This is a genomic window from Hydrotalea sp. GW822-HT8A01, from assembly GCF_058798575.1.
In genome coordinates this window covers 1,291,241-1,303,538 of the sequence record NZ_CM179506.1, presented here as the reverse complement: position 1 = coordinate 1,303,538, position 12,298 = coordinate 1,291,241, and the positions used below count along the sequence as shown (strand labels likewise).

The following is a 12,298-nucleotide window of genomic DNA, read 5'->3' as shown; positions in this document are numbered from 1 at the left end:
CCTCTGCTTTAATTTTCCTTTGGATCATGATTCGCCTTTTTGGAAGGCTTTATCAATTCAAATACAGCACCCATTGCCTTAATTTCGGGCCAACCTCCCTGCAAATGCCGCAAATTATGGATGCCTTCTTTTTTAATTAATGAACAAGCTGTGATACCCCTGTAACCATTTTCGCCATAAATATAAATATTTTGAAAATCTTCAAAATTAGCCATACTGGCAGGATCTTTTAGTTCGGTGAAAGGAATATTGACAGCATTGTTCAAATGTTCCGCTTCAAATTCCTCATCAGAACGTGTATCTATTAAAATTAATTGCTCATCAAATTTTATATCCATAGCCAATTCATCTGCTTCTACTGCTATCATCAGGTCGATGGGCTCATTCAGTGTATTCCAGGCATTCATGCCATCTTTTAAATATCCAATAATTTGCTGATAACCTTGTTGCTGCATTAATTGAATGCGTTCTTCAGTGGCTGTATCGGTAACCAAAATAATGGGTTTAATTTGCAACTGTAATGCGGTTAAACATTCGGAGAGATTATCTTCCGAACAAATTGTAATGGCACCGGTAATAAAACCTGCTTCAAAACTTTGGGCCGGCCGAATATCTAACACACGAATTTCATCATTTTGAATCAGCCATTGTTTTACTTCTGCTACAGTTAAAGCAAGTGGCTTTTCGGGCATTTTGTTCATATGAATCTTATTATTAAAAGTCATTGTTGGCCGACTAAAATTGTAAAATAATGGTTCAAACCCTTTACAGAACCATATTTCAGCCGATTTCAAAAGATGGGAGACTCCATCCAATTTTGAAACAACCATTTTTTAGCCTGTAATCCTATACAACAAAGGATTACAGCGATTTTTTAGTTAAGTTTTGTCGGACAATAATTGATTAAAAGTGTACAAAGGTAAGTCCTTGTTTACAATGAAACTAACACTATTGAAAATTTGAAATACTTGTATTGAAAATCAATAAAACTATTCCGTAAGCAACGAGTGTAATACAAAAAAAATCCACCGATTAATGAAAACCGGTGGAATTGGGTATGGGATAAATCAAAAAATTTATCCTACTAATTCGGTAACAAATTTCATCACCTCGTTAATGCGGGCATAGTTGGGTGCATAAAAAATGAATTTACCATTGCGTTGTGTGTTTACTAATTCTGCACGACGCAAAATGGCCAGATGCTGAGAGGCAACAGATTGCTCTAAACGCAATTTTACATACAACTCAGTAACAGTCATTTTTTTGTTTTCATCCAACAACTTCAGCATTTGCTGGCGAAGTTTGTGGTTCAGCGCTCTTAAAATTAGAGCCGCCTTCTTTGACTGGATCAAGTCAACCTTTGCACTGGGCCTGCCATTGCTTAAGGTTAGTGTGTTTTGTGAACTACTCATGTTTAGTGATTGGGGATTAAAAAATTACAATATAAGGCTAAAGTTAAATACTTTTTAAATACGGTGTATACCAAAAAAGGATTATTTGTAATTTTTTTTTGGATGATAAAATTCTTTCAGGTAAAAAGGAGTGGCATAAGCCAGGTTAACCCATTGTTTATTTCGCCATGCCTGATAGGCTAAAACACCGAGATGGCCTGCATTTTGACTAATTTCGGCAAACTGTGCATTGGGGTGTTGTATTAATTTTTTCCATTTTATGCTGCCACTGCCAAAAAATAATATATGGTGGTCTTTTAACAAGTTATTATAGCAGTGCTCTTCTAAAATACGTGCTGCAGGTTCAGATACCGACATTAAATTCGGTTGATAAACCGCAGTAAACACTTCCATTCTACGGGCATCTATCATCGGACATAACAGCCACTGGGTATTTGTATTTTGTAGTATGTAATGCGATAGTGTTGCCAAAGCCGCCTGAGCCATTACCCTGAGTGTATTTTCAATAATAAGTGGTTTTTGTAATGCATAACAAATTCCTTTAGCTGTGGCTAAACCAACACGTAAGCCTGTATAACTACCCGGACCACCTGTTACGGCAACTGCATCAATAGCAGCAATATGGGTATTTGTTTTTTGCAATATTTGTTGAATGGCAGGCTGTACAAATGCTGCATGGTTTTTTTGTTCATTACTGTATGCGATAGAAAGGACTTCAGTGTTATAACATATACATACTGAGGCTGTTTCTGTAGCGGTATCAATATTTAAAATAATTGCCAATACTGTATATTTTAATATGTTGTATGAATTGATTCCAATAAAAGTGGGGCAACCTGGTATTGAGAAGATTGTTGTTGCATTGCCTCTAATAAGCGCACAATATTGCTTACACCTATTTTTTCAGCCCATTCAAACGGCCCCAAAATATAATTGGTGCCCAAACGCATGGCTGTATCAATTTCATCTTTTGTACTAACGCCATCTCCCAAACAAAAATACGCTTCATTAATAATGGCAGCAATGATTCTGGCAGCAATCATACCGGGCATATCCGGACACCAGATAAATGAAAAATTAAGTTGCTGCATCGTTTTTTCTGCTGTTTGTTGAACGGAGCTTTCCTGATTGACCAATTCAATAATAGACCTCTCCCAAAAAAAAGGCCAGGCATTGAAACGAATAAAGTTTACAGGCATTGTTTTCCATAGTGGAATAACTGCATTTACAAAAACAGGTTTATCGGTAATATGCTGAAATGCAGGGCCTTCTGTTTCATATAAAAAATCAAAATAAGCATCTGCTATTGGATGGTTGTTCTCTTCAAACCAGTAAACTTGTACCCCTGCCGGTATTTTTTTCTGTAATAAAGCGGCCCGTTGCGCCTGATTGGCTTTAACCAGTATATGCATTATCCATTATTTAAAATACAAAAATAGGTTGGTTGATAACAGAAAATACAGTTACTTGCCAAAGTAAAATAAGTTTTACAATGAAGCAAATTATCAAAACAGATAAAGCACCGGCACCCATTGGACCCTATAACCAGGCCATTAAAGCCGGAGAAACCATTTATTTAAGCGGACAGATTGCAATTAACCCCCAAACCGGCAATTTAGTTACAGATGATATTGTTGCAGAAACCCATCAGGTGATGCAAAACATAAAAGCCATTTTAGAAGCCAGCAAAATAAGCTTTGAACATGTTGTTAAAACAACCATTTTTTTAAGCGATATGGCATTGTTTGCGGCCGTAAATGAAGTATATGGCAGCTATTTTTCCGGTGATTACCCGGCCAGAGAAACGATTGCTGTAAAAGGATTACCTAAAAATGTACATGTTGAAATCAGCATGATTGCATTGCAGCATCTGTAACCTGTTGGTACGTACCCGGAGCCGGTTTTACAAAATAGGCCTCTGCTTTGATGTTAAATTGCTGTTGATAGGCGGCTAAAATTGCCCGGGTTATTGCTTCTGCCGCTCCGTCCTGCATCATACAAAGAACAGAACCTCCAAATCCGCCACCCATTAACCGGGCGCCAATCACTTCCGGATAATTCCGAGTAGCCGCAACTAAAAAATCGGTTTCAGCACAGCTAACTTCATATAAGTGGCATAACCCTTCATGGGTTTGATACAATAATTGCCCAAAAGCTTTTAAATTTTGTTGTTCCAATTTTTCTACTGCCTGCAGTACCCTTTGTATTTCCTGTGTAACAAATAAACAACGTTTAAAAATTACTTCAGGTAAAACAGATTTATTGGCTTCAACCATTTCAGGTAAAATATTTCGGAAAGAATGATAGTCTTTATGCAAAGAAGACAATATGCTTAATCCCTCTTTACACTCCTCTCTTCGCTTGTTGTATTCGCCGGAAGCAAGACTATGATGTATATTTGAATTAATTAATACAATAGTATATTCTTTCAAAACAAAAGGTACCCATTTATATTGAAGGGAAACACAATCCAATAATATGGCATTGGCTTCTTTTCCAAACAAATTCGCAAACATATCCATGATACCACATTGCACACCCGGATAACTATGTTCGGCTTTTTGTGCCAGCAAAGCCAACTGCAGGGTAGAAAGCCGGTAGTTGCACAATTCATTCAATGCAAATAACAATCCCGCTTCTATGGCAGCCGAAGAAGAAAGGCCTGCACCCGGCGGCAAATTACCGCCAAACACACAATCAAATCCCTCAACTGAAAAATTTTCCTGTTGCAATACATGCAATACACCCAGTATGTAATTTTTCCATCCGTCCTGCTTTTGAATTGCATCTGTAGTTACAAAAAGTTCTTCCTGAATATCGGCCGCAATACAACGAATGGTGTGGGTATTGTTTTTTGAAATAGCTATCCAGATACCTTTATCAATTGCAGCCGGCAAAACAAATCCATCATTATAATCAATATGTTCTCCTATTAAATTCATTCTGCCGGGAGAAAAAAACAAAGCAGGTGTATCTTTAAATGTATTTTTAAAGATGCTGACAATTCGTTCCTGATCTTTATCCATTATTCAAGCGATTTTACTGTATATGAAGTACTAAAAATGTGATGTTGATTGGGTTTTAACCACAATAGCCCCATCTCATTATTAAACGCATCGGGAGTACTGCTTAAATTTTCAATGGCAATGCTGTTTCTATGTGGTGGAATATATACCTGCAAATAAGGATATGCTGTATCGGGTTGAATACACAGTTCCATTAAATTATTTTTGAGCAGGCAACGTGGAGGTTCAGATGCATTGAGCAGAAAGCAATTGTCTAAATCAATGTCTTTCAAATTCGTTCCCTTAACAAACCGATGGTCATCAATGGTTACGCCGGTAGGCAACAAGCGTTCATCAAATTCAACCTGCTGGTTACCGGTAAATTGAAGTGTACAATCATCTACACTGGTACCCAAAGTAAAATAAGGATGCCAGCCATCACTATAAGGAATAGCAGATGCATGGTGATGCAGTACTGTGGTTGTTACGGTAACTTTATTGTTGGTTTCTAATTTCCAATTCACCAATAATTCAAATGGGAAGGGATAACCTTTGTCGGAACCGGTATAGCTGTAGCGCAGCCCAACGGAGCAGGCATGTTCATCGGCATGTATGTTCATCACATCAAATAAAGCATCGTACACTAAACCATGAATGGCATGATCGCCTAAATAAAATTTTCCGATGGTATATTGATGACCATCTATTGTAAATTGTCCGTTTGCCATTCGGCATACAAAGGGCGCCAGTTTTGCGCTCTTAAAGCCATAGGTTATTTCTTTTAGAGCAGCTTCGGGTGTAGCAAATCCATCTATCACATTGTGTAAATGCCCGTTTGCAAAAACATAGAATCCGTTCATTAATGCACCCATGCTATAAATTTCAACCACCGTTCCATTTAATTCATCTTTTAACTGTATTACTTCAAATGGCGTTTTTGTAATGACTGAGCTGCTGAATCGCATACCTTAATTTTTGAGGCACAATGTAAAAATAAAATCTGTGTATCCACAAAACTAACAACCGTTAACATCAATACCCTAATTTTGTTGGTCACTAGAATGCATGTGCTATGGAACAAAAGAACCATTCAAAGATTAGATTGATTACTGCTGCCAGTTTATTTGACGGACACGATGCAGCGATTAATATTATGCGACGCATTTTACAAAGTAAAGGTGCCGAAATTATTCACCTCGGCCACAACCGCAGTGTTCAGGAAATTGTAGAAGCGGCTATTGAGGAAGATGTTCAGGGAATCGCCATCACATCCTACCAGGGTGGGCATGTTGAGTTTTTTAAGTACATGAAAGATTTATTGGATGAAAATGGTTGCGGACATATTAAAATATTCGGCGGTGGCGGCGGTACCATATTGCCGGAGGAAATTGAAATTTTACATCAATATGGAATCACCAGAATATACTCACCTGATGATGGCAGGCACATGGGTTTGGATGGCATGATTGAAGATGTGCTGCAACAGTGCAGTACCGTTATATCTCCCCAATTAAAACAAATTTATAAGAAACCGCTCCATTTTGCACTGGGAGAGCAAAAAGATGTTATAGCCATAGCACGAGCCATAACAATGGCAGAAAACAAGCAACCATACACAGCAATTACAGATTATTTACAACAAACCAATACTGCTCCTGCCTTCATTCCAGTTATTGGAATAACAGGCACAGGCGGTGCCGGCAAAAGTTCGGTAACCGATGAGCTGGTTAGGCGTTACCTGCTTCAATATCCGCAAAAAACCATCGCAGTAATCAGTATTGATCCCTCCAAGAAAAAAACCGGTGGTGCATTATTGGGCGATCGTATCAGAATGAATGCCATAGCTGGGGCAAGAACCTATATGCGCAGTTTAGCAACCAGAGAAGACAATGCAGCCATCAGTGCGCATGCACAAGATGCCATTAACATTTGCAAAGCTGCCGGCTTTGATTGTATTATTGTGGAAAGCGCAGGTGTTGGTCAAAGCGATGCTTCTATTTTACATTGCAGTGATGTCAGTTTATATGTAATGACGCCCGAATATGGAGCAGCCTCTCAATTAGAGAAAATAAACATGCTGGACTTTGCGGATCTGATCTGTATCAACAAATTTGATAAAGCAGGCGCATTAGATGCGCTGCACGATGTACAAAAACAATACAAACGCAACCACCAATTGTTTCAGGCAAGTGTAGCTGAATTACCCATTGTAGGCACCATTGCTGCGCAGTTTAACGATCCGGGCATGAACACACTTTTTAATTTACTGATGCAAAAAACAGCAGAAAAATTAAATATACATTGGCCCATTGAACATCTACCGGCCACAGAACTGCATTTGCATAGCAATAAACCCTCTATTATTCCACCCAAAAAAATACGCTACCTGTCAGAAATTGTTGAACGCATCAGAGAATATGATGCATGGGTCATACAACAATCCAATATTGCATCAAAACTATATCAGCTACAGGGTGTTTTAGAAAACAAATGGTTGAAAGAAAATACAGACCTGCAAAATGCTGTAACCCAAACTTTACAACAATTAGACCCTGACTGTAAACAACGCATTGATGAATGGCCTTCAATCAAAAAACAATACCAGTCAGAATTTTTAAGTTATGAAGTTCGGGGAAAAAAAATACAGCAGCCCCTAACCGTTACCTCATTAAGCGGAACTGCAATACATAAAATTATATTGCCACAATACAAAGACTGGGGTGATGTGTTGCATTGGCAATTACAAGAAAATTTGCCGGGGCGATTTCCTTATACTGCAGGTGTATTTGAATTGAAAAGAACAGGGGAAGACCCAACCAGAATGTTTGCCGGTGAAGGCGGACCGGAACGAACCAATAAAAGATTTCATTATGTATCGTTAGGGCAACCCGCTATCCGTTTATCAACCGCATTTGATAGTGTTACCTTATACGGCGAAGATCCTGCCATAAGACCGGATATATATGGTAAAATTGGCAATAGCGGAGTTAATATTGCCACTGTTGATGATGCTAAAAAATTATACAGTGGTTTTGATTTATGTGATCCAAAAACTTCTGTAAGCATGACGATTAATGGTCCTGCACCCATTTTACTGGCTTTTTTTATGTGCGCTGCAATTGATCAGCAATGCGAAAAATATATTGAACAACATGGTTTATGGCCTGAAGTAGAAGCATATGCCACAAAAAAATATAATAAATTGCAGCGCCCGGTTTACTATAATCCCATGGCACCGGAACGTTTACCCGAAGGACATAACGGACTCGGCTTGCGGTTACTTGGTTTACAGGGTAGTGAAGTATTACCACATGAAATTTATACTTCAATAAAAGCCAACGCATTAGCACAGGTAAGGGGTACTGTACAAGCAGATATTTTGAAAGAAGATCAGGCACAAAACACCTGCATCTTTTCAACTGAATTTGCACTAAAACTAATGGGCGATGTGCAGGAATATTTTATTGAAAATAAGGTACGTAATTTTTACAGTGTAAGCATTAGTGGTTATCATATTGCAGAAGCCGGCGCCAATCCCATTACTCAATTGGCATTTACCCTTGCCAATGGATTTACCTATGTAGAATACTATTTAAGCAGAGGTATGCATATCGATGATTTTGCTCCCAATCTGTCATTCTTTTTCAGCAATGGAATGGACCCCGAATACAGTGTTATTGGCAGGGTAGCCCGCAGAATTTGGGCCAAAACCATGAAATTTAAATACAATGCCAACGAACGTTCCCAAAAACTGAAATACCATATTCAAACATCGGGAAGAAGTTTACACGCACAGGAAATTGATTTTAATGATATCAGAACCACCTTACAGGCATTGTATGCTCTTTACGACAATTGTAATTCGCTGCATACCAACGCCTATGATGAAGCCATTACTACACCTACGGAAGAAAGTGTACGCAGAGCCATGGCTATTCAACTCATTATTAACCGCGAATTGGGAACAGCGCAAATTGAAAATTTTATACAAGGTAGTTTTGCAATAGAAACATTAACCAATATAGTGGAAGAAGCCGTATTGGCAGAATTTGACCGAATTAATGAACGGGGTGGCGTTTTGGGTGCAATGGAAAGAATGTACCAGCGCAATAAAATTCAGGAAGAAAGTTTGCATTATGAAACCTTAAAACACAATGGAAACTTACCAATTATAGGCGTAAATACATTCCTGAATAAAAAAGGCAGTCCAACTGTAATTCCCGGTGAAGTGATTCGTTCAACAACAGAAGAGAAGGAACAACAAATTCAAAATTTGCAGGCTTTTCACCAGAGAAATGCCGGAGTAGCCAATGAAAAACTGGCTTATTTGCAGCAAACTGCCAAACAAAATGGAAATTTGTTTACGGCTATTATGGAAGTAGTTCCATATTGTAGTTTAGGCCAGATAACACATGCACTGTATCAGGCGGGTGGCCAATACAGAAGAAATATGTAATTTGTACTGATTTTAATCGTTCAACAAAACAAAAAAATTCATCTTTACTGTTCCTGACATTTTTGAAGAAATGGAAGTGGAATGTTTAATACAATTTAAATCAGAAAGCATGAATAAAAGATGTATTGCATTAATGGTAGTTTTTTTTCCTGTATGTATTTTGGCACAAACCTCAAAAATTGATACCACGGTTTTAATTGGTAAAATTGGTTACAGAGTTCGGTGCAATAACAAAAATCCGGATAATAATTTAGCCAGCATCAAATTAGTAGGTTTCACCAATGCCAGAGATCCTGAGTTTTTTGTAAAGGGAGTGATTAAGCAGGCAGCCATTGATGATTTTAATAATGACGGATTCCCCGATTTAATGATGAATGTTTATAACGGCCCGAATGAAATGTATGGTAACGTTATTGCATTGGTATCGAATGAAAACAAATCCGTATCCTTTGTTAGCTTTCCCGACATTTTAAATGACCCGAAACTAAGAGATGGCTATAAAGGTCAGGATCATTTTCAATTAATGGAAGGATTGTTGATGCGAAACTTCCCATTGTATTCTTCCAATGATTCAACTGCCTCCTATACCGGTAAAAAAAGGTTTATTCAATACCAGCTCCAAAAAGGAGAAGGTGATCGGCTAAGTTTTAAACCTATGCACACTTATGAGGTTGCATCAACCAATCCCAATTAACAACAATTTTATGGGTTATATGTTACTATAACCATATGCAGCATTTTAATCAACAAATCATTGCTGGTTGGGAAAGATTTTACCGTGCCAACCTCATTCAGAGTATTACCGGTTTTAAACCGGCCTCTTTAATTGGAACAACCAGTCCGGATGGCATTCCCAATCTGGCTATTTTTAGTAGTATTGTTCATTTGGGCTCCAATCCTGCATTAATTGGCTACATCAATCGGCCAATAAGTGCCGCGCCACATACCCTGGCCAATATACAAGCCACGAAAGTGTATACCATTAACCATATCCAGGCAGCATTTGTGGCACAGGCACATCAAACCAGTGCCAAATATGATGCAGCTGTAAATGAATTTATAGCTACCGGCCTAACTATGCAATGGATAGAAGGTATTGAAGCACCATTTGTAGCAGAAAGCAACATTCGATACGCTTTACAGTTGGTAGAGATAATACCCATTACACATAACCATACATTCTTGGTAATAGGAGAAATAACCGATATTTTTTTAAAAGATATTTTACCGGAAGCGGATGGATTGATAGCTATTGACAAAACAGGTTCATTGGCTTGTTTGGGTTCAGACACCTATTGCTGCGGAAATATTACACAACGCTTTCATTACGCAAAACCTGATCGTCCGGTTACGTCAATTTAATAAATGATTTGTTAATAGCTGCGCATCAAATGGATAAAATCATCTTCAAAAATATTTTCCAATTATGCCTGAAAATATTGTAAATACTGCTTTTCAGGCATCCCAATTACTTCCTGTAAAATAGAAGCCGGAAATACTTCTTCCCTAAAAAATAAATTCTGGCACGCAATTGGCATTATATCAATTAGAACGGGTTTGGATAAGTTGCCCTTTCAGGAGTTTTCCCTATCCCGGATTTTTAAACCATTAAACCATTTTTTATGAAAAAGCTAATCATCGCAGCCGGATTATTTGTAGTGTTAGGCTTAACCGAACATACACAAGCACAAGTTAGAGTGAATGTAAACCTTGGAATTGGCACACCGGTTTATTATCCGGCTCCACGGCCAGTTGTTGTTTATGATGATCCTTATCCAGTTTGCGCACCCAGAGCTGTTATTGTAGTACCTACACGACGTAGATATGATTATTATGATAACTGGGGTAGGGATGATTATTATAACAAGGGGAGAGTAGTATATTATAATAGAGAAAGGAATGAACATGAAGGTCATAACCATGGTTGGGGTCATAGAGATGAAGGAGATGATGACTAAATAAAAAATATCAAGAACCTATGAAAACAAAAAGCCGCCCTGCAAAGAGGCGGCATTTTTTATGTTAAGGAAGTCAATGATACTCCGTTAGTATCCTGCATTTTGTGTTAAATTCGGATTCACAATAATTTCCCTTTTGGGTATAGGAAACACTAATTTAGGTGAATCGAAATTTAACGGCCCTACTGTACCCTGCGTTCTTTTAATGTCATGTAATGTAAAACCTTCAAAAGCCAATTCTAATTTTCTTTCTTTTAAAATGGCGGCAAGTGTTAACGTACTTGCAGTATATGGCAACAAATTCACTCTTTGTCTTATTTTATTAATGTCATTTACCGGTGCATCACCTACTTGTGTTCCCATTCTAAAATTGGCTTCAGCTCTTGTTAAATACATTTCTGCTAATCGAATAATATGCACATTGCCATATAAATTATCGAATTTAGCAGTATAAATAGAACCGCCTGAATTATAGAATAAACCCAAACGGGCATCGCCCGGTTCATATAAATTTAAATGCGCCTGATTAATTTGAATATCACCCCTGCTTAATGGTGAATAGTACTCATTAAAGGTATTATAACCCGATGTGGGAGTTACCTGCATGGCAAACAAATCTTCAGTAGTATTGGCTACACCGGCCGGAGGGTAGGGAGCAGGAAAAGCAGCAGCATAAGTAGGTGTTAATGCAAAGCCATTGGCAGTGGCCGTAGTAATGGCTCTGTTGGCGGCAGCTGCAGCGTTGGCATAATCGCCCTTTTGTAAATATACTCTGGCCAGCATGGCACTGGCGGCAGCTTTATTGGCATAAAAACCATTGGTAACAGGCAATAATGATTCAGCAGTAGTTAAATCACTAATTACCTGTGCATACACTTCAGATACTTTATTTCTTTTTACCTTATTTGCATCTGTAATTCCTTCAGTGGGAGATAACACAAGCGGCACACCATCATTAACAGTTGGGTCACCATCATTCCATGCTTTGGCAAACAATCGTACCAAATCAAAATACATTGCACCACGAATAAATTTAGCCTGTCCTTCCACCGATGCTTTTTTATCGGCTGTAACCACGTTCAATGCACTCAATACATTGTTTACATCGTTTATAGCTTTATAGCTGGTTAACCAATTTTGAGTCGTAAAATTATTATCAATAGGAATGGTTTTATTATAAATCTGAGTCATTCCCTGATAGGTTCCACTCCAGTTTAATTCAGCAAAATTGCCCAATAAATCGGGGGCAACAAAAGTTAATCCTCCATAAGCATTCTCCACGCCCATATCGGCATAAGCGCCTGTTAAAGCTACCAACACATCGCTGCTGGTATTTAATGCAGCGGTTTGATCAATACTTTGTGTAGGCTGCGTATTCAACATTTTATTGCAGGCTGTTCCATAAACAACCAACAGCAGCAACAAGCTTTTATACATATATTGTTTCATAAAAAATTATTTCGTATT

Annotated in this window: 12 protein-coding genes; 5 read left to right on the top strand and 7 right to left on the bottom strand. The window is 38.1% G+C overall.

The features are described 5' to 3' along the window. Positions 1 to 8: 8 nt before the first annotated feature. The 4 genes from AC3QLY_RS05685 to AC3QLY_RS05670 form a co-directional block, all read right to left on the bottom strand. Positions 9 to 701, bottom strand: coding sequence for a rhodanese-like domain-containing protein (locus AC3QLY_RS05685; RefSeq protein WP_218330988.1), 693 nt, complete (start codon positions 699 to 701; stop codon positions 9 to 11). Between the two features lie 375 nt (positions 702 to 1,076). Next, positions 1,077 to 1,412 carry an ArsR/SmtB family transcription factor gene (locus tag AC3QLY_RS05680; RefSeq protein ID WP_068242201.1) on the bottom strand — a complete coding sequence of 112 codons (336 nt, stop codon included), beginning with the start codon at positions 1,410 to 1,412 and terminating at the stop codon, positions 1,077 to 1,079. A gap of 81 nt (positions 1,413 to 1,493) precedes the next feature. Continuing rightward, a complete protein-coding gene (gene tsaB / locus AC3QLY_RS05675) occupies positions 1,494 to 2,195 on the bottom strand; it encodes a tRNA (adenosine(37)-N6)-threonylcarbamoyltransferase complex dimerization subunit type 1 TsaB (protein WP_074421326.1) in 702 nt (233 codons plus the stop codon). A gap of 11 nt (positions 2,196 to 2,206) precedes the next feature. Beyond that, positions 2,207 to 2,824, bottom strand: coding sequence for a 3-hydroxyacyl-CoA dehydrogenase family protein (locus tag AC3QLY_RS05670; protein WP_218330989.1), 618 nt, complete (start codon positions 2,822 to 2,824; stop codon positions 2,207 to 2,209). Between the two features lie 80 nt (positions 2,825 to 2,904). Between AC3QLY_RS05670 and AC3QLY_RS05665 the strand changes: the two genes are divergently transcribed. Beyond that, a complete protein-coding gene (locus AC3QLY_RS05665) occupies positions 2,905 to 3,288 on the top strand; it encodes a RidA family protein (RefSeq protein WP_218330990.1) in 384 nt (127 codons plus the stop codon). Here the strand turns inward: AC3QLY_RS05665 and galK are convergent. Then, positions 3,260 to 4,438: a galactokinase gene (galK, locus tag AC3QLY_RS05660; protein ID WP_218330991.1), complete on the bottom strand. Its 1,179-nt coding sequence runs from the start codon at positions 4,436 to 4,438 to the stop codon at positions 3,260 to 3,262. The two genes, AC3QLY_RS05665 and galK, sit on opposite strands and share 29 nt — an antisense overlap. Beyond that, positions 4,438 to 5,382, bottom strand: a complete 945-nt coding sequence (locus tag AC3QLY_RS05655) for an aldose 1-epimerase (protein ID WP_218330992.1) — start codon at positions 5,380 to 5,382, stop codon at positions 4,438 to 4,440. Before AC3QLY_RS05655 ends, galK begins: the two co-directional genes overlap by 1 nt. Positions 5,383 to 5,489: 107 nt before the next feature. Here AC3QLY_RS05655 and AC3QLY_RS05650 point away from each other — a divergent pair, with 107 nt between their 5' ends. From AC3QLY_RS05650 to AC3QLY_RS05635, 4 genes are all read left to right on the top strand, one after another. Further along, complete coding sequence (locus tag AC3QLY_RS05650; RefSeq protein WP_218330993.1) at positions 5,490 to 8,873, top strand: methylmalonyl-CoA mutase family protein; 3,384 nt, start codon at positions 5,490 to 5,492, stop codon at positions 8,871 to 8,873. 109 nt (positions 8,874 to 8,982) lie between these two features. Continuing rightward, complete coding sequence (locus AC3QLY_RS05645) at positions 8,983 to 9,567, top strand: hypothetical protein (RefSeq protein ID WP_218330994.1); 585 nt, start codon at positions 8,983 to 8,985, stop codon at positions 9,565 to 9,567. A 35-nt stretch (positions 9,568 to 9,602) separates the two neighbouring features. Beyond that, the gene (locus AC3QLY_RS05640) at positions 9,603 to 10,235 is read left to right on the top strand and encodes a flavin reductase family protein (protein WP_218330995.1); all 633 of its coding nucleotides are present in this window, start codon (positions 9,603 to 9,605) and stop codon (positions 10,233 to 10,235) included. 260 nt (positions 10,236 to 10,495) lie between these two features. After that, the gene (locus AC3QLY_RS05635; protein WP_492990901.1) at positions 10,496 to 10,831 is read left to right on the top strand and encodes a hypothetical protein; all 336 of its coding nucleotides are present in this window, start codon (positions 10,496 to 10,498) and stop codon (positions 10,829 to 10,831) included. Between the two features lie 87 nt (positions 10,832 to 10,918). On the opposite strand, the gene AC3QLY_RS05630 is transcribed toward AC3QLY_RS05635, so the two are convergent. Then, a complete protein-coding gene (locus AC3QLY_RS05630) occupies positions 10,919 to 12,280 on the bottom strand; it encodes a RagB/SusD family nutrient uptake outer membrane protein (protein ID WP_492990899.1) in 1,362 nt (453 codons plus the stop codon). Between the last annotated feature and the right edge of the window lie 18 nt (positions 12,281 to 12,298).